25 protein-coding genes and 1 riboswitch are annotated in these 26,776 nt (G+C 72.1%); of the genes, 8 read left to right on the top strand and 17 right to left on the bottom strand.

Annotated elements, in window-relative coordinates; all coding sequences use genetic code 11:
- Positions 1 to 73: 73 nt before the first annotated feature.
- Genes ACQPW6_RS30960 through ACQPW6_RS30945 form a run of 4 tightly spaced genes read right to left on the bottom strand, consistent with a single transcriptional unit; the run spans position 74 to position 4,303 of the window.
- Positions 74 to 871 (bottom strand): ABC transporter permease, encoded by a 798-nt coding sequence (locus ACQPW6_RS30960; protein ID WP_433892999.1) that lies wholly within the window; start codon positions 869 to 871, stop codon positions 74 to 76.
- On the bottom strand, positions 871 to 1,815 hold the full coding sequence (locus ACQPW6_RS30955) for an ABC transporter permease (protein WP_433892998.1): 945 nt from the start codon (positions 1,813 to 1,815) through the stop codon (positions 871 to 873). Before ACQPW6_RS30955 ends, ACQPW6_RS30960 begins: the two co-directional genes overlap by 1 nt.
- Entirely contained in the window at positions 1,812 to 3,023 is a 1,212-nt protein-coding gene (locus ACQPW6_RS30950; RefSeq protein ID WP_433892997.1) for an ABC transporter ATP-binding protein, read from the bottom strand. The genes ACQPW6_RS30955 and ACQPW6_RS30950 overlap by 4 nt, the downstream gene beginning before the upstream one ends.
- A 44-nt stretch (positions 3,024 to 3,067) precedes the next feature.
- Entirely contained in the window at positions 3,068 to 4,303 is a 1,236-nt protein-coding gene (locus ACQPW6_RS30945; protein WP_433892996.1) for a polyamine ABC transporter substrate-binding protein, read from the bottom strand.
- A 225-nt stretch (positions 4,304 to 4,528) separates the two neighbouring features.
- On the opposite strand from ACQPW6_RS30945, the gene ACQPW6_RS30940 reads away from it, so the two are divergent.
- Positions 4,529 to 5,590 carry an adenosine deaminase gene (locus ACQPW6_RS30940; protein WP_433892995.1) on the top strand — a complete coding sequence of 354 codons (1,062 nt, stop codon included), beginning with the start codon at positions 4,529 to 4,531 and terminating at the stop codon, positions 5,588 to 5,590.
- Complete coding sequence (locus ACQPW6_RS30935; protein WP_433892994.1) at positions 5,587 to 6,297, top strand: glycerophosphodiester phosphodiesterase; 711 nt, start codon at positions 5,587 to 5,589, stop codon at positions 6,295 to 6,297. Before ACQPW6_RS30940 ends, ACQPW6_RS30935 begins: the two co-directional genes overlap by 4 nt.
- 96 nt (positions 6,298 to 6,393) lie before the next feature.
- On the opposite strand, the gene ACQPW6_RS30930 is transcribed toward ACQPW6_RS30935, so the two are convergent.
- Positions 6,394 to 7,830 (bottom strand): gamma-aminobutyraldehyde dehydrogenase, encoded by a 1,437-nt coding sequence (locus ACQPW6_RS30930; protein WP_433892993.1) that lies wholly within the window; start codon positions 7,828 to 7,830, stop codon positions 6,394 to 6,396.
- Between the two features lie 180 nt (positions 7,831 to 8,010).
- Here ACQPW6_RS30930 and ACQPW6_RS30925 point away from each other — a divergent pair, with 180 nt between their 5' ends.
- From ACQPW6_RS30925 to ACQPW6_RS30905, 5 genes are all read left to right on the top strand, one after another.
- A complete protein-coding gene (locus ACQPW6_RS30925) occupies positions 8,011 to 8,487 on the top strand; it encodes an Lrp/AsnC family transcriptional regulator (RefSeq protein WP_433892992.1) in 477 nt (158 codons plus the stop codon).
- Positions 8,488 to 8,489: 2 nt separating this feature from the next.
- A complete protein-coding gene (locus ACQPW6_RS30920; RefSeq protein WP_433892991.1) occupies positions 8,490 to 9,887 on the top strand; it encodes an aspartate aminotransferase family protein in 1,398 nt (465 codons plus the stop codon).
- Positions 9,888 to 10,113: 226 nt separating this feature from the next.
- Complete coding sequence (locus ACQPW6_RS30915; RefSeq protein ID WP_433892990.1) at positions 10,114 to 10,833, top strand: ABC transporter ATP-binding protein; 720 nt, start codon at positions 10,114 to 10,116, stop codon at positions 10,831 to 10,833.
- Between the two features lie 280 nt (positions 10,834 to 11,113).
- Positions 11,114 to 13,183: a hypothetical protein gene (locus ACQPW6_RS30910; protein ID WP_433892989.1), complete on the top strand. Its 2,070-nt coding sequence runs from the start codon at positions 11,114 to 11,116 to the stop codon at positions 13,181 to 13,183.
- Between the two features lie 116 nt (positions 13,184 to 13,299).
- Positions 13,300 to 14,370 carry an LOG family protein gene (locus tag ACQPW6_RS30905; RefSeq protein ID WP_433894714.1) on the top strand — a complete coding sequence of 357 codons (1,071 nt, stop codon included), beginning with the start codon at positions 13,300 to 13,302 and terminating at the stop codon, positions 14,368 to 14,370.
- A gap of 34 nt (positions 14,371 to 14,404) precedes the next feature.
- Here the strand turns inward: ACQPW6_RS30905 and ACQPW6_RS30900 are convergent, their stop codons facing one another.
- The 11 genes from ACQPW6_RS30900 to rpsB form a co-directional block, all read right to left on the bottom strand.
- Positions 14,405 to 14,878 (bottom strand): VOC family protein, encoded by a 474-nt coding sequence (locus ACQPW6_RS30900; RefSeq protein ID WP_433892988.1) that lies wholly within the window; start codon positions 14,876 to 14,878, stop codon positions 14,405 to 14,407.
- Between the two features lie 122 nt (positions 14,879 to 15,000).
- A complete protein-coding gene (locus ACQPW6_RS30895) occupies positions 15,001 to 16,056 on the bottom strand; it encodes an ABC transporter ATP-binding protein (RefSeq protein WP_433892987.1) in 1,056 nt (351 codons plus the stop codon).
- The gene (locus ACQPW6_RS30890) at positions 16,056 to 17,669 is read right to left on the bottom strand and encodes an ABC transporter permease (RefSeq protein WP_433894713.1); all 1,614 of its coding nucleotides are present in this window, start codon (positions 17,667 to 17,669) and stop codon (positions 16,056 to 16,058) included. The genes ACQPW6_RS30895 and ACQPW6_RS30890 overlap by 1 nt, the downstream gene beginning before the upstream one ends.
- Positions 17,670 to 17,785: 116 nt before the next feature.
- Positions 17,786 to 18,913, bottom strand: coding sequence for a thiamine ABC transporter substrate-binding protein (locus tag ACQPW6_RS30885; protein ID WP_433892986.1), 1,128 nt, complete (start codon positions 18,911 to 18,913; stop codon positions 17,786 to 17,788).
- Positions 18,907 to 19,018: riboswitch (TPP riboswitch) on the bottom strand. (Overlaps the previous gene by 7 nt.)
- An 87-nt stretch (positions 19,019 to 19,105) precedes the next feature.
- Complete coding sequence (gene rlmN / locus ACQPW6_RS30880; protein WP_433892985.1) at positions 19,106 to 20,212, bottom strand: 23S rRNA (adenine(2503)-C(2))-methyltransferase RlmN; 1,107 nt, start codon at positions 20,210 to 20,212, stop codon at positions 19,106 to 19,108.
- Positions 20,213 to 20,253: 41 nt separating this feature from the next.
- Positions 20,254 to 20,493, bottom strand: coding sequence for a hypothetical protein (locus ACQPW6_RS30875; RefSeq protein WP_433892984.1), 240 nt, complete (start codon positions 20,491 to 20,493; stop codon positions 20,254 to 20,256).
- 28 nt (positions 20,494 to 20,521) lie between these two features.
- The gene (locus tag ACQPW6_RS30870; protein ID WP_433892983.1) at positions 20,522 to 21,541 is read right to left on the bottom strand and encodes a phosphatidate cytidylyltransferase; all 1,020 of its coding nucleotides are present in this window, start codon (positions 21,539 to 21,541) and stop codon (positions 20,522 to 20,524) included.
- 69 nt (positions 21,542 to 21,610) lie between these two features.
- The gene (frr, locus tag ACQPW6_RS30865) at positions 21,611 to 22,168 is read right to left on the bottom strand and encodes a ribosome recycling factor (protein WP_433892982.1); all 558 of its coding nucleotides are present in this window, start codon (positions 22,166 to 22,168) and stop codon (positions 21,611 to 21,613) included.
- Positions 22,169 to 22,308: 140 nt separating this feature from the next.
- Positions 22,309 to 23,100, bottom strand: coding sequence for a UMP kinase (pyrH, locus tag ACQPW6_RS30860; RefSeq protein ID WP_433892981.1), 792 nt, complete (start codon positions 23,098 to 23,100; stop codon positions 22,309 to 22,311).
- A 207-nt stretch (positions 23,101 to 23,307) separates the two neighbouring features.
- Positions 23,308 to 24,144 (bottom strand): translation elongation factor Ts, encoded by an 837-nt coding sequence (gene tsf / locus ACQPW6_RS30855; RefSeq protein WP_433892980.1) that lies wholly within the window; start codon positions 24,142 to 24,144, stop codon positions 23,308 to 23,310.
- 158 nt (positions 24,145 to 24,302) lie between these two features.
- Positions 24,303 to 25,286, bottom strand: a complete 984-nt coding sequence (gene rpsB, locus ACQPW6_RS30850) for a 30S ribosomal protein S2 (protein ID WP_433892979.1) — start codon at positions 25,284 to 25,286, stop codon at positions 24,303 to 24,305.
- Between the two features lie 265 nt (positions 25,287 to 25,551).
- On the opposite strand from rpsB, the gene ACQPW6_RS30845 reads away from it, so the two are divergent.
- On the top strand, positions 25,552 to 26,199 hold the full coding sequence (locus ACQPW6_RS30845) for a murein hydrolase activator EnvC family protein (RefSeq protein WP_433892978.1): 648 nt from the start codon (positions 25,552 to 25,554) through the stop codon (positions 26,197 to 26,199).
- Here ACQPW6_RS30845 and ACQPW6_RS30840 read toward each other — a convergent pair.
- Positions 26,186 to 26,770, bottom strand: a complete 585-nt coding sequence (locus ACQPW6_RS30840; RefSeq protein WP_433892977.1) for a TetR/AcrR family transcriptional regulator — start codon at positions 26,768 to 26,770, stop codon at positions 26,186 to 26,188. The two genes, ACQPW6_RS30845 and ACQPW6_RS30840, sit on opposite strands and share 14 nt — an antisense overlap.
- Positions 26,771 to 26,776: the final 6 nt, after the last annotated feature.

The raw sequence follows: 26,776 nt of genomic DNA, 5'->3' as shown, positions 1-26,776 counted from the left end.
CTTCCCTGACGTCTCCTGACGGCGGTCGGGGCGCCCGGCGGTCGGCCGGGCGCTTCGCGTCGGGCTCCGGCGGTCAGCCGCGCGCCTTGCGGCGCCCGCCGAGGAACTGCCCGGCGAGCACCAGCAGCACGGCGACCGCGAACATCGCCGTACCGATCACATTGACCTGTACCGGCGTCCCGCGCTGGGCGGAGCCCCAGACGAACATCGGGAAGGTGACGGTGCTGCCCGCGTTGAAGCTGGTGATGATGTAGTCGTCGAAGGACAGGGCGAAGGACAGCAGCGCGCCCGCCGCGATGCCGGGCGCGGCCAGCGGCAGGGTGACCCGCAGGAAGGTCTGCGCGGGCGAGGCGTAGAGGTCCTGGGCGGCCTGTTCGAGCCGCGGGTCCATGCTCATCACCCGGGCCTTGACCGCGACCACCACGAAGCTGACGCAGAACATGATGTGCGCGATGAGGATGGTCCAGAAGCCGAACTGGATCCGCATGTTGAGGAACAGGGTGCCCAGCGAGGCGCCCATCACCACCTCGGGCATCGCCATCGGCAGGAAGATCAGCATGTTGGTGGCGGCCCGGCCGCGGAACCGGTAGCGGGCCAGCGCGAACGCGGTCATCGTGCCGAGCACGGTGGCGCCGACGGTGGCGTAGGCGGCCAGCCGCAGGCTGAGGGTCAGCGAGCCGCACATGTCGGCGACGCCGCAGGGGTGCTGCCAGGCGTCGGTGGAGAAGTGGTTCCAGGTGTAGTTGTAGCGGCCCTTGGGCTTGTTGAAGGAGAAGAGCAGCACCACCAGGTTGGGCACGATCAGGTAGACCAGCGTGAGCAGGCCCATCAGCACCACGACGTGCTTGCGCAGCCACCGGACGGGGCGCATCAGACCAGCTCCTCGGTTCCGGACCTGCGGATGTAGACGGTGACGACGGCGAGGATGGCCGCCATCAGGATGAACGACAGGGCGGCGGCCGTCGGGTAGTCCAGCACCCGCAGGAACTGCGACTCGATGACGTTGCCGATCATCTGCTGGTTGGTCGAGCCGAGCAGCTCGGCGTTGATGTAGTCGCCCGAGGCCGGGATGAACGTCAGCAGGGTGCCGGCCACCACGCCCGGCATCGACAGCGGGAAGGTCACCTTGCGGAAGGTGGTGAACGGGGTCGCGTAGAGGTCCCCGGATGCCTCGTGCAGCCGGCCGTCGATCCGTTCCAGCGAGGTGTAGAGCGGCAGGATCATGAACGGCAGGAAGTTGTAGGTCAGGCCGCAGACCACCGCGAGCGGGGTGGCGAGCACCCGGTCGCCCTGGGTGATCCGCAGCCAGGAGGTGACGTCGAGCAGGTGGATGTCGTTCAGGAAGGACACCACCGGGCCCTGGTCGGCCAGGATCGTCTCCCAGGCCAGCGTGCGGATCAGGAAGCTGGTGAAGAACGGCGCGATCACCAGGACCAGCACCACGTTGCGCCAGCGGCCGGCCCGGAAGGCGATGGTGTACGCCAGCGGGTAGCCGATCGCCAGGCAGAGCACGGTGGCGATGCCGGAGTACAGCAGCGACCGCAGGAAGTGCGGGTAGTAGTCGGTGAGCGCGTTCCAGTAGGTCGCGAAGTGCCAGGTGACCTTGAAGCCGGCGTCGAGCGAGCCGGTCTGCACGGAGGTCGAGGCCTGGTAGACCATCGGGGCGACGAAGAAGACCAGCAGCCAGGCCACCCCGGCGAGCAGCAGCAGGTACGGGACGGCGCGCCGGCGGCGGGCGGCCCGCTTCAGGCCGGACGGGGCCGGGCCCGGCGCGGCGCCTGCGGGCGGCGGCTCGGTGGCGGTGGCGGCGCTCACGCGGGGACCCCCTTGGCCGAGTCACGCGCCGGGTCCTGTTCCGATCGCGGGCCGGTCCCCGGATCGCCGTCGGCGCCCGCGTCGATCCCGGCGTCGATGTCCTGGCCGGCGTCCAGGCCGAAGGTGTGCTCGGGGTTCCAGTGCAGGACGACGGGCGCGCCGGGGACCAGCCGGCCGTCGCGTTCCACGTTGGGCACGAACACCTCCAGCTCCGGGCAGACCGGGCTGTCGATCACGTACTGGGTGGACACCCCGATGAAGCTGGAGTCGACGATCCGGCCGGGTATCCGGTTGCGGCCCGCCGGTATCGCGTCCTCGTCGTCGCGGTGGGCCAGCGTCATCTTCTCCGGCCTGACCCCGGCCAGCACCCGGTCGCCGGCGCCGACCTCGGCGCGGCAGCGGGCGGCCGGCAGGGTCAGCTGCTGCCCGGCGGCGGTCAGCCGCAGCAGGCCGTCGCCGGTGCCGGCCACCTCGGTCTCGATCAGGTTGGAGGTGCCCAGGAAGTTCGCGACGAAGGTGGAGCCGGGGTTCTCGTACAGGTCGGCGGGGTCGCCGAGTTGCTCGACCCGGCCGGCGTTCATCACCGCGACGGTGTCGGCCATCGTCATGGCCTCCTCCTGGTCGTGGGTGACGTGGATGAAGGTGATGCCGACCTCGGTCTGTATCCGTTTCAGCTCCAGCTGCATCTGCCGGCGCAGCTTGAGGTCGAGGGCGCCGAGCGGCTCGTCGAGCAGCAGCACCTGCGGCTCGTTGATCAGCGCGCGGGCCACCGCGACCCGCTGCTGCTGGCCGCCGGAGAGCTGGTGCGGCTTGCGGCGGGCCAGCGAGCCGAGCTGCACCAGCTCCAGCATGTCGCCGACCTGCTTCTTCACCGACTTGATGCCGCGCCGGCGCAGCCCGAAGGCGACGTTCTCGTAGACGTCCAGGTGCGGGAAGAGCGCGTAGTTCTGGAAGACGGTGTTGACCGGGCGCTTGTACGGCGGCAGCGCGGTGACGTCCTGGCCGCCGAGCTGCACGGTGCCGGCGGTGGGGTCCTCCAGGCCGGCGATCATCCGCAGGGTGGTGGTCTTGCCGCAGCCGGAGGCGCCGAGCAGGGCGAAGAACGAGCCGGCCGGCACGGCGAGGTCGAGCGGGTGGACGGCGGTGAAGGAGCCGTACCTCTTGCTGATCCCGGTCAGGCGGACGGCGGGCGTCTTGGGGGTCGTCATGGTGGAGTCCCGGAAGTCGTCGGGGGGTGCGGGCAGCCGGGCCGTCAGGCGCCGATGAGCTTGGAGAACTTCGCCTCGTACCGGGTGTCCTCGTCCTGGCTGAGGGAGCGGAAGCTGTGCGACTTCGCGTCCATCGCCGCGTCCGGCAGGATCAGCGGGTTGTCGGCGAGCGACTTGTCGATCTTCGCCAGGTACGGCTTGACCCCGGCCACCGGGCACACGTAGTTGATGTACGCCGACACCTGCGCGGCGACCTGCGGCTCGTAGTAGTAGTCGATCAGCCGCTCGGCGTTGGTCTTGTGCCGCGCCTTGGCCGGGACCATCAGGTTGTCGGTGGAGAACAGGAAGCCGGCGTCGGGGAAGACGTACTCGATGTCGGGGTCGTCGATGCGCAGTTGCACCAGGTCGCCGGCCCAGGCGAGGCACGCGGCGATGTCGCCCTTGCTGAGCCCGTCGGTGTACTCGTTGCCGGTGAACTTGCGGATCTGCTGGTTGTCCACGGCCTGCTGGATACGGGCCAGCGCCGCGTCGTAGCTGTCGTCGGTGACGGTCTCTGGCTTCCTGCCCATGTCCAGCAGCGTCATCCCGACGGTGTCGCGCATCTCGGAGAGCATCGCGACCCGCCCCTTGAGCGAGCGGTCCTGGAGCAGTTGGGCCACCGACGTGACCGCCCGGCCCTTGGTGGCCTTCTTGTTGTACGCGATGCAGGTGGCGATGCCCTGCCAGGGATAGGTGTAGGCCCGGCCCGGGTCCCAGTCGGGGCTGCGGAAGCGCTGCGCCAGGTTGGCGTAGGCGTGCGGCAGGTGCGCCGGGTCCAGCTGCTGCACCCAGCCGAGCCTGATCATCCGGGCGGCCAGCCAGTCGGTGAGCACCATCAGGTCCCGGCCGGTGTCCTGGCCGGCCGCGAGCTGCGGCTTGACCTTGCCGAAGAACTCGATGTTGTCGTTGATGTCCTCGGTGTACTTGACCTTGATGCCGGTGCGCTTGGTGAAGGCCTCAAGGGTCGGGCGGTGCTTGCCGTCGTCGCTGACGTCGATGTACTCGGTCCAGTTGGAGAAGTTGACGGTCCTCTCCTTGGCCGAGTGGTCGGTGGAGGCCGTGCTGTCGCCGGTGCGGCCGGCGGCCGGGATGCCGCAGGCGGTCAGCCCCGCGGTGGCCACCGCGCCGAGGCCCGCGGCGCGCAGCAGCGAACGGCGGCCGAGGGCGCCCCTGCCGCCGGTCATGCTGCGCCGGTTCGCCGCCCGCTGCGCTGGTGACAGTGGAGTCGGGTACTGCTCCATGGGTGCTGCCCTCCGGTGAACGGGGCCCGCGCCTGGCAGCGTGGCCAAAGTCCGGAATGGAGGCTGATCCTGGCAGAGGAACGGTCCTCCAACAAGGGATTCCGTTGTTGCCTTTTGGTTACGCGACGAAATCTGTGCCCAACCGCCTCACCCGTGCCGCCGGCCGCCGGACCGGGTCCGCCGCTTACGATGAACCGCACCGCTTCGCACCAGGGAGGACACGGCATGACCGACATCGCACCCGGCGCGGGACCAGCCACCGGCGGGGGGATGACCGAATTCGTCGCGGGGCTGCCCAAGGCCGAGCTGCATGTCCACCACGTGGGGTCCGCCTCGCCGCGGATCGTGGCCGAACTGGCCGCCCGGCACCCGGACTCCGCGGTCCCGGCCGATCCGGCGGCGCTCGCCGACTACTTCAGCTTCCGGGACTTCGCGCACTTCATCCAGGTCTACCTCTCGGTGGTGGACCTGATCAGGGACGCCGACGACGTCCGGCTGCTGACCTTCGAGGTGGCCAGGGACATGGCCAGGCAGAACATCCGCTACGCCGAGCTGACCGTCACCCCGTTCAGCTCGGTCCGCCGGGGCATCCCGGACCAGGCGTTCATGGAGGCCATAGAGGACGCCCGCAAGTCCGCCGAGGCCGAGCTCGGCGTGACGCTGCGCTGGTGCTTCGACATCCCCGGCGAGGCCGGCCTGACCTCGGCCGAGGAGACGCTGCGGCTGGCGCTGAAGCTGCGGCCCGAGGGCCTGGTCTCGTTCGGCCTCGGCGGCCCCGAGATCGGCGTGCCCAGGCCGCAGTTCAAGCCGTACTTCGACCAGGCGCGGGCCGCCGGCCTGCACAGCGTGCCGCACGCCGGCGAGACCACCGGGCCGCAGACGATCTGGGACGCGCTCGGCGACCTCGGCGCCGAACGGATCGGGCACGGCACCAGCGCCGCGCAGGACCCGCGGCTGCTCGACCACCTGGCCGAGCACCGGATCCCGCTGGAGGTCTGCCCGACCTCCAACATCGCCACCCGGGCCGTCGCCACACTGGAGGAGCACCCGATCCGGCAGATGGTGGACGCGGGCGTGCTGGTCACCGTCAACAGCGACGACCCGCCGATGTTCGGCACCGACCTCAACACCGAGTACGCGGTCGCCGCCCGGCTGCTCGGCCTGGACACCGCGGGGGTGGCGGCGCTGGCGAAGGACGCGGTAGCCGTCTCGTTCCAGGACGACGCGGGCAAGGCCCGGCTGGCCGCGGAGATCGACGCGTACACGGCAGCCTGGCGGAGCGCGTGACCGAGGCGGTCGCCCACCGCGGCGACCCCTACCACCACCGCGAGAACACGCTGCCTTCGGTGCGCTCGGCACTGCTGAAGGGTGCCGACGTGGTCGAGGTGGACGTCCGGCTGACCTCCGCGGGCGAGCCGGTGCTGCTGCACGACCCGACGCTCGAACGCCTCTGGGGCAGTCCTGACCCGGTCACCTCGCTGACCTCGGACGCGCTGTTCAAGCTGACCGACGGCCAGGTGCCGTCACTGGCCGACGCGCTCGGCGAACTCGCCGGCCACGAGCGCGGCCGGATGCTGCTCGACCTCACCGAGCCGGCCCAGGCGGCCCCGGCGCTGGCCGCGGCACGCGAGTCCGCGCTCGGCGACCGGGTGTACTACTGCGGCGGGCCGGCCGCGATGCGCGAGCTGCGCGGCCTGGACCAGGACGTGGAGATCGCCCTCACCTGGACGACCTCCGCCCTCCCCGGCAAGGGACTGCTCGCCGAGATCCAGCCGCGCTGGCTGAACCTGCGCTTCGGCCTGATCGACGCGCCGCTGGTCGCCTGGTGCCACGGCCGCCATCTGAAGGTGGCGGCGTGGACGGCGGACTGGGAGCGGTCGATGGGGCGGCTGGCGCGGCTGGGCGTGGACGCGGTCACCAGCAACCGGCTGACGGCGCTTCAGCGGGTGCTGAGGGCCGACGCGGCCAGGCGCGCGGGCCGCACCGGGAGGTAACGGGGCCGGATACCAACGGGCCCGGTGCTGAACGGGCCTCATCCGTCCGCGGGTTGCGGGGCCGCGCGCCCCCGCCGCCCGCGGACGGGCGCCGGATCAGGCGTCCAGCGACGTCATCACGTGCTTGATCCGGGTGTAGTCCTCGAACCCGTAGCCGGACAGGTCCTTGCCGTACCCGGACTTCTTGAAGCCGCCGTGCGGCATCTCCGCGACCAGCGGGATGTGCGTGTTGATCCACACGCAGCCGAAGTCCAGCCGCCTGGCCATCCGCATCGCCCGCCCGTGGTCGCGGGTCCACACCGAGGACGACAGCGCGTACTCCACGCCGTTCGCCCACTCCACCGCCTGCTCCTCGTCGGTGAAGGACTGGACGGTGATCACCGGGCCGAACACCTCGTCCTGGATGATCTCGTCGTCCTGCCGCAGGCCCGACACCACCGTCGGGGCGTAGAAGTAGCCGCGCTCGCCGACCCGGTGGCCGCCGGTCTCCAGCTTCGCGTGCGCCGGCAGCCGCTCGATGAAGCCCGCCACCCGGGCCAGCTGGCCGGCGTTGTTGAGCGGTCCGTAGAGCACGTCCTCGTCGTCCGGCGCGCCGGTGCGGGTCTCGGCCGCGGCCTTGGTGAGCGCCGCGGTGAACTCCTCGCGGATGGACTCCTGGACCAGGACGCGGGTGGCGGCGGTGCAGTCCTGGCCGGCGTTGAAGTAGCCGGCCACCGTGATGTCCTCGACGGCCTTGGCGATGTCCACGTCCTCGAAGACCACGACGGGCGCCTTGCCGCCCAGTTCGAGGTGCACCCGCTTGAGGTCCTTGGCGGCCGAGCCGGCCACCTCGGTGCCGGCCCGTACCGAGCCGGTGATGGAGGCCATCGCGGGCACCGGGTGCTCGACCATCATCCGGCCGGTGTCGCGGTCGCCGCAGACCACGTTGAAGACGCCCTTGGGGACGATGCCGCCGATGATCTCGGCGAGCAGCACGGTGGAGGCGGGGGTGGTGTCGGACGGCTTGAGCACCACGGTGTTGCCCGCCGCGAGGGCCGGCGCGAACTTCCACACCGCCATCATCATCGGGTAGTTCCAGGGCGCGACCTGCGCGCAGACCCCGATCGGCTCGCGCCGCACGAAGGAGGTCAGCCCCTCCATGTACTCGCCGGCCGAGCGGCCCTCCAGCATCCTGGCGGCGCCGGCGAAGAACCGGATCTGGTCCACCATCGGCGGGATCTCCTCGCTGGCGGTGAGGCCGAGCGGCTTGCCGGTGTTCTCGCTCTCGACGGCGATCAGCTCGTCGGCCCGCGCCTCGACGGCGTCGGCGATCTTCAGCAGCGCCTTCTGCCGGTCGGACGGGGTGGCGTCCCGCCAGCCGGGGAAGGCGGCCCGCGCGGCGGCCATCGCCGCGTCGACGTCGGCCTGCCCGGAGAGCGGCGCGGTGGCGTACGGCTCCCCTGTCACCGGGTTGACCACCTCGGTGGTGCGCCCGTCGGCGGCGGCGCGGAATTCTCCGTCGATGTAGTTGCGCAGAGTACGGAGTTCGGTCACGGCGCTAGCTCCCTGGTGTGTCCAACTGCTGAGACACCGCCCAGCTTAGCCGGAGGACTGCCGTATTCGACATACCCGCTGTGCCGCAACAACTGATTCAGTTCCATAATCGGCCGCTGGCGACGAATCCCATCGTGCGGGGCTTGCGCCACCGTCAACCTCTCCTGCACAGTGGTGCGCGTGGCCACACGTGACAGGAACGGCGAAGCGCCGCCGATAGACGCGGTGTCGAAGGCGATCATCGAACAGCTCCAGGAGGACGGGCGGCGCCCGTACGCGTCGATCGGCAAGGCCGTCGGCCTGTCGGAGGCGGCGGTACGGCAGCGGGTGCAGAAGCTGCTCGACCAGGGCGTCATGCAGATCGTCGCCGTCACCGACCCGCTGACCGTGGGCTTCAGGCGGCAGGCGATGGTCGGCGTCAGCGTCGAGGGCGACATCGACCCGGTCGCCGAGGCGCTGGCCGCGCTCGACGAGGTGGAGTACGTGGTGATCACCGCGGGCTCGTTCGACCTGCTGGTGGAGATCGTCTGCGAGGACGACGACCACCTGCTGGAGCTGATCAACAAGCGGATCCGCGCGCTGCCCGGCGTGCGGTCCACCGAGAGCTTCGTCTACCTCAAGCTCCGGAAGCAGACCTACACCTGGGGAACCAGATAGCCATGACGTCCACGAACGCCGCCAGCCCGAGCGCCGACCCGCGCACCGACCTGTCGAAGACCGCCTACGACCACCTGTGGATGCACTTCACCCGCATGTCGTCGTACGAGAACGCCCCCGTGCCGACGATCGTCCGCGGCGAGGGCACCTACATCTACGACGACCGCGGAAAGCGGTACATCGACGGCCTGTCCGGGCTGTTCGTGGTCAACGCCGGCCACGGCCGGCACGAGCTGGCCGAGACGGCCTACAAGCAGGCGCAGGAGCTGGCCTTCTTCCCGGTGTGGAGCTACGCGCACCCCAAGGCGGTGGAGCTGGCCGAGCGGCTGGCGCACTACGCGCCGGGCGACCTGAACAAGGTCTTCTTCACCACCGGCGGCGGCGAGGCCGTCGAGACGGCGTGGAAGCTGGCCAAGCAGTACCACAAGCTGACCGGCAACCACACGAAGTACAAGGTCATCTCCCGGGCCGTCGCCTACCACGGCACCCCGCAGGGCGCCCTGTCCATCACCGGTCTGCCGGCCCTCAAGGCGCCGTTCGAGCCGCTGGTGCCCGGCGCGCGCAAGGTGCCCAACACCAACATCTACCGGGCTCCGCTGCACGGCGACGACCCGGAGGCGTTCGGCCGCTGGGCCGCCGACCAGATCGAGCAGGAGATCCTGTTCGAGGGCCCGGAGACGGTGGCCGCGGTCTTCCTGGAGCCGGTGCAGAACGCCGGCGGCTGCTTCCCGCCGCCGCCCGGCTACTTCCAGCGGGTCAGGGAGATCTGCGACACCTACGACGTGCTGCTGGTCTCCGACGAGGTGATCTGCGCGTTCGGACGGCTCGGCACGATGTTCGGCTGCGACAAGTTCGGCTACGTGCCCGACATGATCACCTGCGCCAAGGGCATGACGTCCGGCTACTCGCCGATCGGCGCGTGCATCGTCTCCGACCGGTTGGCCGAGCCGTTCTACCACGGCGACAACACGTTCCTGCACGGCTACACCTTCGGCGGCCACCCGGTGTCGGCCGCGGTCGGCCTGGCCAACCTCGACATCTTCGAGCGCGAGGGCCTCAACCAGCACGTGCTGGACACCGAGGGCGCGTTCCGCGCCACCCTGGAGAAGCTGCGCGACCTGCCGATCGTCGGCGACGTGCGCGGCAACGGCTTCTTCTACGGCATCGAGCTGGTCAAGGACAAGGCCACCAAGGAGACCTTCACCGACGAGGAGACCGAGCGCGTGCTGTACGGCTTCCTGTCCAAGGAGCTGTACGACAACGGCCTGTACTGCCGCGCCGACGACCGCGGCGACCCGGTGGTGCAGCTGGCGCCGCCGCTGATCTCGGAGCAGCCGCTGTTCGACGAGATCGAGGAGATCCTGCGCGGGGTGCTGACGCAGGCGTGGACCAAGCTCTGACGCCTGCCGCTGGGCTCGCGTCCCCTTACGTCGGGCCGGGCGACCCCGGCCACCCTGCGTAACGATCCGCCACCCGTCCGGACGACACCGGCCGTCCCGACGCCGCGCCTGCGCGGTACTGCCCCGGCACCCTGACTACGGTGCCGGGGCAGTGACCGCTCTCCCCCCGTTTCGTTTGACGGAGTGTCACAACGCGCCAGGGGGAACGATTCGCGGAGGTAACGGCATGGCGGCCCCGCCGGACAACGACGTGCTCTGGGCTCGCGCCCTGCGGCACTCCCATCATGGCTCGCCCGCGCTGCTCGGCGTCTCGCTGGGGGTGCGCGAGGGCGAGATCCTGGCCGTGCTCGGGCCGCGCGGCGCCGGCAAGACGACGCTGCTGCACTGCCTGTCCGGGCAGTGCGTGCCGGACCAGGGCGAGGTGTGGTTCAACAGCGCGCCGGTGCACACGCTGCCCGAGGCCGCCAGGGACCAGTTGCGGCGGGACCGTTTCGGCTGGATCGACGGGGACGCGCAGCTGCTGCCCGAGCTGACCGCCTGGGAGAACGCGGCGCTGCCGCTGCTGATCCGCGGCACGCGGTCGCGCAAGGCCAGGGCCGCGGCGCAGGAGTGGCTCGACCGCCTGGACATCGGCGCCGCGGCCCGCAAGCGCCCGGCCCAGCTCCAGCAGGCCGAACGGCAGCGGGTCGCGGTGGCGCGGGCCCTGGTCACCTCCCCCGCGGTGGTCTTCGCGGACGAGCCCACGGCCCGGCTGCACCGCCCCGACCGCGCCCAGGTGCTCCGCACCCTCACCAGCGCGGCCCGCTCCCACGGCATCACGGTCGTCCTGTCCACCGTCGACCCCGACGTGGCCCGCTACGCCGACCGCGTCTTCCCCCTCACCGACGGCCGCCCCGGCACCTCAATGCCCACCCAGGACCGCGAGCCCCAGGCGACCCCGGCATGACCCTTTCGACGGGCGGGCGCGGTGGAGGGGGGACGGACGTGTTGAGGCTGCGAACGCGATTGCGCGGAGCGGGACGGACGCCTCGGGCGTTGGCGCCCGACGCGATGAGGCGCCGCGCGGCGGGTGGACGTGGACGTTCACCTCATGGCGCACTGCGAGGACGCGTACGCGGGGCAGGCGGGGCGCCTCGGGCATTCGTGCCCGACGCGATGAGGTGCCGCACAGCGGGTTCACCGCGCGGCGCGGCCGTGGCTCTTGCCGGAGGAGGGCAGCCGGGGTGTTGAGTCTGCGGGTTCTGCGCGGGACGCGGGTATGGGGGCTGGCCGCGTGGCTGCTGGTCGCCGTCGCGGCTGCCGGGGCGGGGATGCTGCTGCTGGCCGCGCTCGGGTGGGCACTCGGGCATCCGCACCGGGGCGGCGACGCGGCCGTCCGGCTGGTGTGGTGCGTGCTGCCGGTGGCGGCGGCCGTGCTGCTCGCCGTCGTGGTCGGCCGGGCGCAGCCCGCAGGTCGGCCGCGGGCCGGTCTCGCGGCGGTCGGGCTCGGCCGGACGGCGGTCGTGCTGCTCACCGCTACCACCAGCGCGCTGGTCTGCGCGTTCGGCAGCGCGGTGGCCCTGGTGGCCTTCCTCCAACTGCGCGGCGACCTGGCCGGCGCGCCCTACCGCGGCAAGGCCGCGGCCCTGCTCGGCGGCACCCGCCCGCTCCCGCTGGCCGGCGCGCTGACCCTGCTGGCCCTGGTCCCGCTGGCCGCCGCGGTGGCAACCGCCTGGACGGCCCGGGTGACCCCCATCCCGCCCCGCCCGGCACCGTCCCAGGACGTCCCCCCGCCCCACCCGACCAGCCCGAGCCCCGCGAACTCCCGCTCCTGGGCAGCGCGTTACACCGCCCGCCTGACAGGCACCCCCGACCCGGCCGACGCGGGAACGTCCAACAGCAGCGGGTGGCGAACGTACTTCGCGACTCGCGCCAACCGCGCCACGCAAGCCGATGCACAGGACGCACCCGAAGCGCCACGAGCCACCGACCGGGCCGGGACGGCCGACGGCAGCGCATGGCGCACCTTCGTCGAGGCCCGCGCCAACCGCACCGCGCAGAGCGACACACCCGAAACGCTACAAGCCACCGGCGGAGCCGGCACCGCCGACGGCAGCGCATGGCGCACCTTCGTCGAGGCCCGCGCCAACCGCACCGCGCAGAGCGACGCACCAGAAACACCACAAGCCGCCGACGGCAGCGCCTGGCGGACCTACTTCGCCGAACGGGCCGACAGCGCCCGGCAGGGCTCCGCCGAAGGCGCGTCCGGTGCCGGCGGAGCCGGGGACCCCAGGAGCCGCACCTGGCGCGCGCATCTGGCCGCCAGTGCGGGGAACGCCGACGGGGCCAAGGCTGCCGACAGCCGGATCTGGCGGACCTACCTGGCCGGCCGCGCCGGGCAGTCCGGACCGCAGGCGGGCGACGGCGCCCACCCCGGCACCAGCGCCGAAAGCGGGCGCAACGCGCAGGGTGCGCGCCCCACCACCGCCTCCGCGAGCGATCGCAACGTGCGGGAAGCGCGCGCCACCTCCGGCACCCCCAACGCTGGCAACCGACAAGGCGCACGCGCCACCGCCGGCCGAAGCGCCGCCTGGGTCAACGGGGGCTCGCAGCAGGCGCTCTTCGCGCGGTTCGCCGGGGGGCTGCCCGGCGCCGCGGGTGAGGACGGGGCGGCCGCCCCGGTCGCCGCGCCCGCGCCGGAAGTCGAGACAGGCGCCGGTACCGCACCCGGCGGGCTGCCCTGGGGGGTCGCGTTCACCGCCGTGGGACTGGCCGTCGAGGCCACCGCTCCGCGCGGCGGCGGGTTCGCGCTGCCCGGCGGGCTCGGCGCAGCCGGCTTCGCCCTGCTCGGCGGGTGGATGCTGACCAGCATCGGGATGGTGCTCGCCGGCCCCGGGCTGGTCTTCGCCTGCGGGCGGGTGCTGGCCGCGTACCGGCCGGGCGCGCTGCGGCTGCTGGCGGGGCGGGCGTTGCAGGAGGAGGCGGTACGGGTCGGCCGCCCGCTGGGGCTGCTGTGCGCGACCGTCACCGCGGGCCTGGGCGGCTACCAGCTGCACCGCGACGGCAGCGGCCCGCTCGGCCCGGTGACCGCCTTCGCCGCCGCCCTGATCGCGGTGTGCGTGCTGGCCACCACCGTGAGCGCGCTGCTCGACGCCCGGCGGGCCCGGGCCCGCTCGACCACGACGCTGCGCGACCTCGGCGCCACCCCGGCCCTGCTGCGCGGCGCGGTCGCGCTGCGCGCGACGGCCGTGCTGGCCGTCCTCGTCCCCCTGACAGCGCTGATCGCGGGCCTGGCCAGCGTCCCGACGGCACGGTGAGCGATCCGGCGGGCTATCGTTCAGGCGTGCCCGCCGACACCACACCCCCCTCTGACACACCTCCCGGCACCCCGCCCACCGGCGGCCCGCCGGCCCCGGTCCGCGAGGTCCAGACGCTGGCGGAGTTCGACCACATCGCGCTGAGCGGTTCCTTCGCCGGCTACCGGGTGCAGGCCGTGGACCTGACGGAGCGCACGTTCGCCCTGCTGGTCGCGGACACCTCGCAGGCGGTGTTCCTCGGCTGCCCGATGGAGCCGCAGGCGCTCGCGCACGTCAGGGCGGGCGGAGCACTCGTCTTCCCGCCGGTGCCGGGGCTGCCCGTCAACCCGTACCGGGCCGCGCTCTACTCGCCGGACGAGCTCTACGACGGCCTCGAGGACAACGGGTACGACACCACCCCCGACGCCCGCGCGCACGCCTGGCTGCGTTCGACCACCGCCGACGGCGACGTCTTCGCCTCGATGCTGCGCTCGATCCACGACGACGCGATGTCCGACGCGCTGGACGAACTGCTGCGCGGCGCGCAGGTCGTGGGCGTGATGGGCGGCCACGCGATGGAGCGCGGCGGCGACGCCTACGCGGGCGCGGCCCGGCTCGGCCGCTCGCTGGCCCGGGCCGGCCTCACGGTGGCGACCGGTGGCGGCCCGGGCGCGATGGAGGCCGCGAACCTCGGCGCCTACGCGGCACCGTACGACGACGTGATGCTCGGCAAGGCGCTCACCGTGCTGGCCGGCACACCGTCCTTCGCCGGCTCGGTGGACGGCTGGGCCGGCGCCGCCTTCGCCGTACGCGACCGCTGGCCGGACGGCGGGCCCTCGCTCGGCGTGCCCACCTGGTTCTACGGGCACGAGCCGCCGAACGCCTTCGCCGCGCACATCGCGAAGTTCTTCGCCAACGCCGTCCGCGAGGACGGCCTGCTGTCGCGCTGCACCGCCGGCGTGGTCTTCCTGCCGGGAGCGGCCGGCACCGTGCAGGAGGTCTTCGAGGCGGCCACCCCGAACTACTACTCCTCGCGGGGCGAGCCCGCCCCGATGGTGCTGGTGGACCGGGCGCACTGGACGGAGCGGCTGCCGGCCTGGCCGCTGCTGGAGTCACTGGCGGCGAACCGTCCGATGGCCCGCCGCATCGCCCTGGTGGACAGCGTCACCGAGGTGCCGGACGCGCTGGCCCGGCTGTCCGGCCCCTGACCGGTGCGGGGGCCCGGCCCGCGGGGAAGAGGGTTCAGCCCTCGAACGCGTCCCTGATCCCCTTGATGTCGATCTTCTGCATCCCCAGCATCGCCTGCATGGCCCGGTTCGCCTTCGCCTTGTCCTTGTCGGCCATCATCTCCATCAGTTCGGTCGGCACGATCTGCCAGGACACGCCGAACTTGTCCTTGAGCCAGCCGCACTGGCTCTCCTGGCCGCCGTCGGCGGTGAGCGCGGACCACAGCCGGTCGACCTCCTCCTGGTCGGCGCAGTCCACACTGAGCGACATCGCCTCGTTGAACGTGAAGTCCGAGCCGCCGTCGAGCGCGAGGTAGGTCTGTCCCGCGAGCTCGTACTCGACCACCGTCACGGCGCCGGACGTGTCGGTGTCCGTCCCTCCGTACCGGTGGACGGCGACGATCCGCGAGTCGTCGAAAAGCGAGGTGTAGAACTCCGCGGCCTCCTCGGCCTTGCCGTCGAACCAGAGGAACGTGGTGATCTTCTGCATGGTGCCTTCTCCTGACGGGCTGACCGGGCCACACCCCTGTCGGTGTGCGCACGGGGTAGACCGGTCGGCGGCGGAGAACTCATCGGCGCGGCGTCAGCCGATTCCGTGCCGCTCCCCCGCGGTCAGTTTCCGCCGGCCGCCAGTACGACAACCTCCTCGGCGGCGAAGGTGACGCCGACCCGCGCCCCTTCCTCGGGCGCCTCGCGCAGCGCGCACTCCGCCTCCAGCTCGGGCCCGCGCTCGGGCCGCAGCAGGACGGCGACCCGGCCGCCGCGGAAGGTGCGGGCGACGACCTCGCAGCCCAGCCCGCTGCCCGCGGCCGTCAGCCGGACGCCGGCCGGGCGGACCAGCAGCCGGCACGGGCCGTCGGGCGAACCGTCCGGCACCGGCAGCTTGCCCCATTCGGTGACGGCGGCGGCGCCGCTGACGGTGGCGTCGGCGATGGCGTCGAAGCCGAGGAAGCGGGCGACGAACTCCGAGGCGGGCTGCTGCCAGACGTCCAGCGGGCTGCCGCTCTGCGCGATCCGGCCGCCGTCCATCACCACCACCCGGTCGGCGAGGGCGAACGCCTCGCCCTGGTCGTGCGTGACGGCGAGCACGGTGGTGCCCAACCGGCCGAACAGCCGCCGCAGTTCGACCACCAGACGCTCGCGCAGGCCGCGGTCGAGCTGGCCGAGCGGCTCGTCCAGCATCAGCAGCCGCGGCTCCGGTGCGAGCGCGCGGGCCAGGGCCACGCGCTGCTGCTCGCCGCCGGACAGGGTGCCGATCTGCCGTTCCTGGGCGCCGGGCAGGCCGACCAGGTCGAGGAGTTCGGCCACCGTGCGCTGCCGCTGCTCGCGCGGCGCCTTGTGCATCCGCGGCCCGAAGGCGACGTTGCCGCCGACGTCACGCTGTGGGAAGAGCTGGTGGTCCTGGAACATCAGGCCGACACCGCGCCGGTGCGCGGGCACGCCCGCCTGGTCGGCGCCGTCGAGCAGCACCCGGCCGCCGTCCAGCGGCTGGAGCCCGGCGACGGCCCGCAGCAGGGTGGACTTGCCGCTGCCGCTCGGCCCGAGCAGGCAGACGATCTCGTGCGCGGCCACATCGAGGCCGACGGCGTCCAGCGCCGTCCGCTGCCCGAACCGTACGGTGGCGGCGTCCACTTGGAGCAGCGCTGATGTCGGTGCGGTGGCGGTCATCACAGCTCCCCGGGGCGGGCGTCGGCGGTGCGCAGGTTCTCCAGGACGAGCAGCGAGACCGCGCAGACCAGCATCAAGATCGTGCTGAGCGCCATCGCCTGGCCGTAGTTGACCTCACCGGCCCGGCCGAGCAGCCGGGCGACGGCGACCGGCAGCGTCGGAGTGTCGGGGCGGGCGATGAAGACGGTGGCGCCGAACTCGCCGAGCGACACCGCGAAGGCGAAGCCCGCCGCGATGGCCACCGCCCGTGCCACCAGCGGGAGTTCGACCTCCCGCCAGACCCGCAGCGGGGACGCGCCGAGCACCGCCGCCGCCTCCCGCAGCCGGTCGTCCACCGCGCGCAGCACCGGCAGCATCACCCGTACGACGAAGGGCACGCCGACCAGCGCCTGCGCGAGCGGCACCAGGATCCAGGACGAGCGCAGGTCCAGCGGCGGCTTGTCCAGGGTGATCAGGAAGCCGAAGCCGACGGTGACGGCCGAGGTGCCCAGCGGCAGCATCAGCAGCGCGTCGAAGCCGCGTACCAGCCGTCCGGCACGGCGGACCACGGCCGCGGCGGCGAGCCCGCCGATCAGCAGAGCGATGACGGTGGCGACGGCGGCGTAGCGCAGCGAGTTCCAGACAGTCTGGAGCGGGGCGACGGTGAACGTGCCGCCGTCGGCGTTGCCCAGCGCCCGGTAGAAGTCGAAGCCGTAGCCGCCCGGCACGTCGAGCGAGCGGGCCACGAGCACGCCGAGCGGCAGCAGGATCAGCACCGCGATGACGGCGAGCACCCCGCCGAGCAGCGCGCGTTCGCCCCGGCCGCGCGGGCGGTGCGCGGTGGTGCCCGCGTCCACCAGGCGCAGCGTGGCCTCCCGGCGCCGTACCGTCCAGCCGTGCACGGCCAGCACCGCGGCGACGGCGGCGAGCTGTACCAGCGTGAGGACGGCGGCGGTCGGCAGGTCGAGCAGCTCAGCGGTCTGCCGGTAGATCTCGACCTCGAGCGTGGAGTACGTGGGGCCGCCGAGGATCTGGATCACGCCGAAGGAGGTGAACGTGAACAGGAAGACCATCAGCCCGGCGGCGGCGAGCGAGGGGCCGAGCGCGGGCAGCGTCACCCGCCGCCAGGCGGCGAGGCGGCTCGCGCCGAGCATCCGCGCGGCCTCCTCCTGCCGCGGGTCGAGCTGCGCCCACAGGCCGCCGACGGTGCGGATCACCACCGCGTAGTTGAAGAAGACGTGCGCGACGAGGATCGCCCACACCGACGTGTCCAGCCGCAGCCCCCACAGCGAGTCGGTGAAGCCGCCGCGGCCGAGCAGGGCGAGGAAGGCGCTGCCGACCACGACGGTCGGCAGCACGAACGGCACCGTGACGACCGCACGCAGCAGCCGCTTGCCGGGGAAGTCGAGCCGCGCGAAGACGTACGCGCCGGGCAGCGCGACGGCCAGCGTCAGCGCGGTGGAGGCGGCGGCCTGCCAGCAGGTGAACCACAGCACGTGCCGGATAGCGCCGTCGCCGAGCACGTCGCCGATCCGGCCCAGCTGCCAGTGGCCGCCCTGGTGCAGGCCGCGGCCGACGATCGAGACCACCGGGTAGGCGAAGAACACCGCGAAGAAGGCGGTGGGCAGCGCCATCAGGCCGAGTCGCACCGCGAGCCCGCGCGACGGCTTGCGGGCCGCGGCAGCCGAGGCGGGGGCGGGGCCCGGGCCGTCGGGAACCGGGTTCGGGTCCTGCTCCTGGTTCTGGCGCGTTACAGGACGATGGAGTTCCACGCCTTGACCCAGTCGTCGCGCTTGGCCGCGATCTTGTCGGGCGCGAGCGTCGTCGGATGCGCGATCTTCGCGCCGTACTTGGTGAACACCGGCGGCTCCGTGGCGTCCTTGCGCACCGGGTCCACGTACATCTGCAGCGGCATGTCCTGCTGGAACGTCTTGCCGAGCATGAAGTCGATCAGCGCCTGGCCGCCCGCGGTGTTCTTCGCGCCGTGCAGCAGCCCGGCGAACTCGATCTGCCGGAAGCAGGTGCCGGTGGACACCCCGACCGGCGACTGCGCGGGCTCCGGGGTCACCCCGACCACCTCGGCAGGCGGGCTGGACGCGTACGAGACCACCAGCGGCTTGTCGCCGTGCGCCTTCTTTCCCGCGCCCGAGCCGGAGAACCGGCTGTCGTACGCCTGCTCCCAGCTGTCCACGACCTCGACGCCGTTGGACTTGAGCTTCTTCCAGTACGACTGCCATCCTCCCCCAGAGGCTGCGCCCTGGGAGGTGCCCCCATCCCCGAAGGTGGCGGCGCTGCCGAGCAGGAAGGCCAGGCCCGGCGAGGAGGTGGCGACGTTCTCGGTCACCAGCAGGTTCTTGTACTGCGGCTTCACCAGGTCGGCGAAGGTCTGCGGCGGGTCGATGTGGTGCTCGGTGAAGTACGCGCGGTCGTAGTTGACGCAGACGTCGCCGGAGTCGATCGGGGTGACCCGGTGCTTGGCCGCGTCGAGCTGGACGTCGGCGGGCACCTGGCTCAGGTCCTTCGCGGTGTACGACGTGAACAGGCCGTTGTCGAGCGCGCGGGAGAGCAGGGTGTTGTCCACGCCGAAGAAGACGTCGCCCTGCGGGTGGTCCTTGGTGAGGATGGCCTGGTTGACGGCCGCGCCCGCGTCACCGCCGCGCAGCACCTTGACGGTGTAGCCGGTCTCCTTGGTGAACTCCTTGAGCACGGCGGGCGAGGCCGCGAAAGAGTCGTGGCTGACCAGGGTGACGGTCTTCGACTTCGTCGCGCCACCGGAGCCTGAATCCGAGCTGGAGCTGCTGCCGCAGGCGGCGAGCGCGGTGGCGCCGACCGTGGCAAGGACGAGCGCGCCCACGGCACGCCGACGGATGGTCTTCACTTCTACGGACTCCCTACGCCGGTATGACCCGGATCAGGTGGGAGGGTCTGCGGTCTCGCGGGCCGCACTCTCAGCGCCGTTTCAGGCGCTCCCCTGTCGGATTGTTCATTTGTCTGTGCGATGGCAGCTGCACGATAGCAGCAGGTCAGCCGGGGCCGGTCAGGCAGTGCGGGCCGGCCGCCGCCGTGCCGGTCAGCGTTCGGCGGCGGCGAGCTGGCCGCAGGCGCCGTCGATCTCCTGGCCTCGGGTGTCGCGGACGGTCACCGGCACGCCGTGCGACTCCAGCGCCGCGACGAAGGCCCGCTCGTCCTCCGGGCGGGAGGCCGTCCACTTGGAGCCGGGGGTCGGGTTGAGCGGGATCAGGTTGACGTGCACGCGGTGGTTCTTCAGCATCCGGCCGAGCCGGTCGGCCCGCCACGCCTGGTCGTTGATGTCGCGGATCAGCGCGTACTCGATGGAGATCCGGCGGCCGGACACATCGGCGTAGTGCCAGGCCGCGTCCAGCACCTCGCGGACCTTCCAGCGGGTGTTGACCGGCACCAGGGTGTCGCGCAGCTCGTCGTCCGGTGCGTGCAGGGAGACCGCGAGCCGGCACTTGAAGCCCTCGTCGGCGAACCGCAGCATCGCCGGGACCAGGCCGACGGTGGAGACGGTGATGCCGCGCTGCGACAGCCCGAGGCCGTCGGGCTCCGGGTCGGTCAGCCGGCGGATGGCGCCGACCACCCGGTTGTAGTTGGCCAGCGGCTCGCCCATGCCCATGAAGACGATGTTGGACAGCCGGGCCGGTCCCCCGGGCACCTCGCCGTCACGCAGCGCGCGCATGCCCGCCACGATCTGGTGCACGATCTCCGCGGTGGACAGGTTCCGGTCCAGGCCCGCCTGCCCGGTGGCACAGAACGGGCAGTTCATGCCGCAGCCGGCCTGTGAGGAGATGCACATGGTGACCCGGTCGGGATAGCGCATCAGCACCGACTCGACCAGGGTGCCGTCGAACAGCCGCCACAGCGTCTTGCGGGTGTCCCCGTCGTCGCAGGACGCGTGCCGCACGACGGTCATCAGCTCGGGCAGCAGATCCTCCGCGAGCCGGCCGCGGGCCGCCGCCGGGATGTCCGTCCAGGCCGCGGGGTCGTCGGCATACCGCGCGAAGTAGTGCTGCGACAGCTGCCTGGCCCGGAACGGCTTCTCCCCCAGCGCGCTCACCGCCTCCTTGCGCTCCGCGGGCGAAAGATCGGCAAGGTGCCGCGGCGGCTTCTTGGCTCCGCGCGGCACGGCAAAGGTGAGTTCTCCGGGTACAGGCATGGTGCCTCCCAGTGTCGCAGATCCGCCCCGGTGTCCGGTCCTCAGCCGTTGCCGGCCGGCGGGCGGTAGCGGTCGTTCGCCTGGTAGTCGCCGGTGAGGTTTCCCCGGTCGTCCACTTTCCAGGCTCCCATGATGGCCTCGGGCGGCATGTCACCGTCCGGGTCGGGCACCATGTCGCCGTCGATCTCGTACACCCAGCCGCCCGGATGGGACCGGGCCTCCGCCACCAGCTCCGGCGACGGCTCCGGGCGCACCGCGGTCTTCTTCCTGAACAGCCCCACGTCCCTGCTCCTCCCGACGACTGGGTGATCAGCCGTTGCCGACGAAGGCCACCAGGAGGAGCCAGACCACCGGGGCCGTCGGCAGGAGGGAATCCAGCCGGTCCATGATGCCGCCGTGGCCGGGGAGCAGGGTGCCCATGTCCTTGATGCCGAGGTCGCGCTTGATCATCGACTCGCCCAGGTCGCCCAGGGTCGCGCTGGTCGCCGCTGCCAGGCCCAGGAGCAGGCCCTGCCACCAGTGGCCGTCGTCGATCACGTACTGCATCAGCAGCGCGCCGGCCACCATGGCGAAGCTGATCGCGCCGAACAGGCCCTCGCGGGTCTTGCCGGGGCTGATCCGCGGGGCGAGCTTGTGGCTGCCGAAGCGCCAGCCGACGGCGTAGGCGCCGGTGTCGCTGATCACGGTGAGCAGCAGGAAGACCAGGACCCGGCGCGGGCCGTCGTCCGCGGCGAGCATCATCGTCACGAAGGTGGCCAGGAACGGCACGTAGAACGCGGCGAAGACCCCGGCGGTGACATCGCGCAGGTAGTTCTCCGGCGGTTCGGCCATCCGCCAGACGAGTACGGCCAGTGCGGTGAGCGCCATCGCGATCCAGGCGCCGTCCGCGCCGCGCAGATAGCCGGCGACGACCATGGCGGCACCGCCGACCGCGATCGGGATCAGCGGCGCCCGGATGCCCTTGCGCTCGGCGAGCCGCGAGGTGAGCTCCCAGACGCCGATCACGACGGCCACGACCACGACCCCGACGAAGACCGCCTTGACGATGAAGAGCGAGGCGACCACGACGACACCGAGACCGAGGCCGACCCCTATCGCGGACCGCAGATTGCGCCCCGCGGACTTCTTCGCCGGAGCGGGCGCGGGCCCGGGCGGCGGCGGTGGCTGCGGGGACGGCGGTGGCGGTGGCGGCTGTGGTGGCGACGGCATAGGAGGAGTGTTCCCTGCGGCTTCGAATTCGGCGACCGAACCCGCCGGTTCCGCGGCGGGGTCGTCGGGCGCTCCCCAGTAGCCGGCGCGTGGCGAAGCGCCCCGGGAAGAGTCGTTCACTGAGCTTCGCCTCGCGTCGTCGTCGTCATCTCGGCCGTCGGATACCGGGACTGGAAGGGTCCCTGGAGGTCAGACCTCCAGCAGCTCGGCTTCCTTGTGCTTGAGCAGCTCGTCGATCTGGCCGGCGTACTTGGAGGTGAGGTCCTCCAGCTCCTTCTCGGCGCGGCGCACCTCGTCCTCGCCGGTGTCGCCGTCCTTGACGAACTTGTCGAGGGTCTCCTTGGCCTTGCGGCGGACCGCGCGGATCGAGATCCTGGCGTCCTCGGCCTTGGTCCTGGCGACCTTGATGTAGTCCCGCCGGCGCTCCTCGGTCAGCTGCGGGAAGACCACCCGGATGATACGGCCGTCGTTGCTCGGGTTGACGCCGAGGTCGGAGTTGCGGATCGCCTCTTCGATGTTGCGCAGGCTGCTGTTGTCGAAGGGGGTCACCACCGCCATCCGCGGCTCGGGCACCGCGAACGAGGCGAGCTGGTTGATCGGGGTGACGGCGCCGTAGTATTCGGCCACGATCTTGTTGAACATCGCCGGGTGCGCCCGTCCGGTACGGATCGCCGCGAAGTCCTCCTTGGCGACGACGACGGCCTTCTCCATCTTCTCCTCGGCTTCGAGGAGGGTCTCTTCAATCACCTTGTGCTCCTGGTATTCAGAAGGCGGAGCCTTAGAGTCGGGGCCCCTGCGCGCGTCTTTCCTGCACGGTGTCCGACCGGCAGCCTGTTGTCCATCCCCGTGGCGGGCGAGCCGGGGCGCGGGTGGCGCCCCCGCCACCTCTACACCCTGGTACCCCGGTCGTTGACCAGCGTGCCGATCTTCTCACCCCTGACCGCCCGGGCGATGTTGCCCTCGGCGAGGAGTTCGAACACCAGGATCGGCAGCTTGTTGTCCTGGCACAGGGTGACGGCGGTGAGATCGGCGACCCGCAGGTCACGGGCGATGAGCTCGCCGTACTCCAGGGCGTCGAACTTCACCGCGTCCGGGTTGTGCTTGGGGTCGGAGTCGTAGACGCCGTCCACGCCGTTCTTGCCCATCAGCATGGCGGCGGCGTCGATCTCCAGGGCCCGCTGGGCGGCGGTGGTGTCGGTGGAGAAGTACGGCATGCCCATACCGGCGCCGAAGATCACCACCCGGCCCTTCTCCAGGTGCCGCACCGCCCGCAGCGGGATGTACGGCTCGGCCACCTGGCCCATGGTGATCGCGGTCTGCACCCGGGTCTCGATGCCCTCCTTCTCCAGGAAGTCCTGGAGCGCCAGGCAGTTCATCACCGTGCCGAGCATGCCCATGTAGTCGGAGCGGGCCCGGTCCATGCCGCGCTGCTGGAGTTCGGCGCCGCGGAAGAAGTTGCCGCCGCCGACGACGAGGGCGATCTCGTAGCCGTCCCTGACCACCGCGGCGATCTCCCGGGCGATGGCGTGCACGACGTCGGGATCGACGCCGAGACCGCCGCCGCCGGCGAAGGCCTCGCCGGACAGCTTCAGCAGGTAGCGGCGGCGGGGCCGCGCGGCGGTGCGGGCGGTGTCGGTGGTCTCGGCCTGGTCAGCGGCCTTGTCGGCGCCTTCGTCCATGGAGTTCTCCTCGTGCACGTGCTGCACATACAAAGGAGGCCATTGCCGCGGGTCCTCATGGGTTCCCTGAACGGCAACGGCCTCCTCGTCACATCTGCGGCGGTCCGGCGGGCGGCCGACCGCGTACGACCCTAGCGGGGTCGACGGCCGTCCGCCGCCCGGGTGCACCGGGCGGCGGGCCCGGTGCCCCTGCGGTACGGGTTTCCGTCAGACGCCGACGCGGAACCGGGCGAAGCCCTTGAGCTGCACACCGGCCTCGTCGAGCACCTTCTGGACGGTCTTCTTGGCGTCCTTGGCGAACGACTGCTCCAGAACGACGTTCTCCTTGAAGAAACCGTTGACCCGGCCCTCGACGATCCGCGGCAGGGCGGCCTCGGGCTTGCCCTCCTCGCGGGCGGTGGCCTCGGCGACCCGGCGCTCGTTCTCCACCGTCTCGGCGTCGATCTCGTCGCGGGTCAGGAACTTCGGGGCGAACGCGGCGATGTGCTGGGCGACGTCCTTGGCGGTCTGCGCGTCGGCCTTGTCCAGCTCGACCAGCACACCGACCTGCGGGGGCAGGTCAGGGCTGGTGCGGTGCAGGTAGGCGGCCACGTAACCGGTGGTGAACTGGGCGAAGCGGTCGAGGACGATCTTCTCGCCGAGGGTGGCGTTGGCCTCGTCCACGTACGCCTGGACGGTCTGGCCCGGCTTGATCTCGGAGCCGAGCAGCGCCTCGATGCCGGCCGGCTTGGTGGCGGCGACGTGGGCGGCGATGGCGTCGGCCACCACGATGAACTTGTCGCCCTTGGCGACGAAGTCGGTCTCGCACTTCAGCTCGACGAGCACGCCCTCGGAGTTGTCCTCGGCGATCAGTGCGACGACGGCACCGTTGGAGGCCGAGCGGCCCTCACGCTTGGTGACGCCCTTCTGCCCCTTGACCCGGAGAATCTCGACGGCCTTGTCCAGGTCGCCTTCTGCCTCTACGAGGGCGTTCTTACAGTCCATCATGCCCGCGGCGGTCAGCTCGCGGAGCTTCTTGACGTCAGCGGCGGTGAAGTTCGCCATGGCTATGAGTCTCTTCCCGAATGGTCGGTGATCTACGGGTGGACGGCGGGGGCGAAGGGCCCCCGCCGTCGTCACGCGCGGTTCTCGTCGTGCGGTGCCTGGGTGAGCGGGCTCAGCCGGTTGCCCGGGCCCGTTCCCTGCTCAGGCGTGCTGCGCGCTCAGGCCTGCTGCGCGTCGCCCTCGGCGGCCGGGGCCTCGGTGGCGGGCGCGGCGTCGGCCGGGGCGGCCTCGGCGGCGGGCGCCTCAGCAGCGGGGGCCTCGGCGGCAGGGGTCTCGGCAGCCGGAGCTTCGGCGGCCTCGGCGGCGGGCGCCTCGGTGGCGGCGGCGGCCGGGGTCTCGGCAGCGGTGTCGCCCTCGGGGTCGGCCTTCTTCTCGCCCTCGAGCAGGTCACGCTCCCACTCGGCCAGCGGCTCCGCGACGCCTTCGGCCTTCTTGTCGCCGCCGGCGGCACCGGAGCGGGAGATCAGGCCCTCGGCGACGGCGTCGGCGATCACCCGGGTGAGCAGCGTGACGGAGCGGATCGCGTCGTCGTTGCCCGGGATCTTGTAGTCGACCTCGTCGGGGTCGCAGTTGGTGTCGAGGATCGCGACGACCGGGATCCGGAGCTTGCGCGCCTCACCGACGGCGATGTGCTCCTTCTTGGTGTCGACGATCCACACCGCGCTGGGCACCTTCTGCATCTCGCGGATGCCGCCCAGGGTCTTCTCCAGCTTGTCCTTCTCGCGGGAGAGGACCAGCAGCTCCTTCTTGGTGAGGCCGGAGGCGGCCACATCCGCGAAGTCGATCTCCTCGAGCTCCTTCAGGCGCTGCAGGCGCTTGTAGACGGTCGAGAAGTTGGTGAGCATGCCGCCCAGCCAGCGCTGGTTGACGTAGGGCATGCCGACGCGGGCGGCCTGCTCCGCGATGGCCTCCTGCGCCTGCTTCTTGGTGCCCACGAACATGATCGAACCGCCGTGCGCGACGGTCTCCTTGACGAACTCGTAGGCGCGGTCGATGTACGACAGCGACTGGAGCAGGTCGATGATGTAGATGCCGTTGCGCTCGGTGAAGATGAAACGCTTCATCTTCGGGTTCCAGCGCCGGGTCTGGTGCCCGAAGTGGACGCCGCTTTCCAGCAGCTCCCGCATGGTGACGACGGCCATGGCCGTACTCCTTGAGGTGCTCGGTTATCGCGGCCGTCGGACGACGGCCGCGCCTGACGCCCCGACGCGCCGTGCCACGAGGGACCGAGGGGCGCGGCCACCGCCCCTTCGCAGGGGGTGAGTGGCGGGGCGTGCGAAGTCGACCCGGTGACCCGGATCGCCAGAGAAAGTGTACGGGACCGGCGGAGCACCGGGCGACACCCAAGTTATCCACAGGCCAGGACCATGATCATCTCTTGGCGGCGGGATGCGCGATCGTCATCACATGGCATTCACGACGATGTGGTGGACGACGGTGGTGGCGGTGCTGCTCTCGGTCACGCCCGCGGGGGTCGGCCCGGCCGGGAGCGCTCCGGCGGGCGGCGATCGGACGGGCCCGGGCCCGGGCAGGGGCCTGGACGCCGCGGGGCGGAGCTGGCCGGTCGGCGGGCCGGGGGCGCGGGGGCGGCCGGTGGTGCTGCGCGGGTTCGAGCCGCCGCCGACGCTCTATGCGGCCGGGCACCGCGGGGTGGACCTGGCGGCCCCGCCGGGCGCGGTGGTGCGGGCGGCGGCGCCCGGCGAGGTGGTCTTCGCCGGGCCGGTGGGCGGCACGGGTGTGCTGGTGCTCCGGATCGGCCCGGGCACGGGAGCGGGAGGAGGGGTGGGGGCGGGGGGAGGGGAGGGGGCGGGGTTGCGGATCACCTACGAGCCGGTGCGCGCCACGGTGAAGGTGGGCGCACGGGTGGCGGCCGGCGACCCGGTGGCGGTGCTGGACGGCGGGCTCGCGCACTGCGCCGGCGGCTGCCTGCACTGGGGGCTGCTGGACGGGGACGGCTATCTCGACCCGCTGTCGCTGCTGCCCGAGTGGATACGGCGCTCGGGTCCGTCCCGGCTGCTGCCGGTGCAGGGCGCGGCGGCGGTCAGCAGCCGGTGACGCCGTGCAGGGCCATGGTCACCGCGGCCGCGGTGATCGACTCCGGGTCCTCGGCCGCGCCGAGCTCGATCCGGCGGACCGCCGCGTCGACCACGCCTTGCAGCATCATCGCGACCAGCCGGGGTTCGGCGTGGCCGAGATCCGACAGCGCGGCGACCACCATGGCGATCAGGCCGCCGTGCGCGGCGCGGATCTTCTCCCGGGCGCCGGCGTCCAGTTCGCCCGCGGAGATCGCGACCACCGCGCGGTGCCTGCGGTCGCCGACCAGCGCCAGCTGGGCCCGGACGTATGCCTCGATCTTGGCCTGGGCGCCGTCGGCCGCCGCCATGGCGGCCTCCACGTCGGCCGCCCAGACCGGGAAGTCCACGGCACACAGTTCCTCGACCACGGCCGCCCGGGAGCGGAAGTACTCGTAGACCGAGGAGCGGGCGAGGCCGGTGCGCTCGGCCAGCGCGGGGAAGGTCAGCGCCTCGGTGCCCCCTTCGGACAGCAGCGAGCGTGCGGCGTCCAGCAGGGCCCGCCGCTGCATCGAACGGTGTTCGGCCACCGAGGCCGCTCGAATCCTGGGCATCCCACC

This window comes from Streptomyces sp. CA-111067 (assembly GCF_050956065.1).
In the GTDB taxonomy this organism is placed as follows: Bacteria; Actinomycetota; Actinomycetes; order Streptomycetales; family Streptomycetaceae; genus Actinacidiphila.
This window is presented reverse-complemented; position numbering and strand designations above follow the sequence as displayed.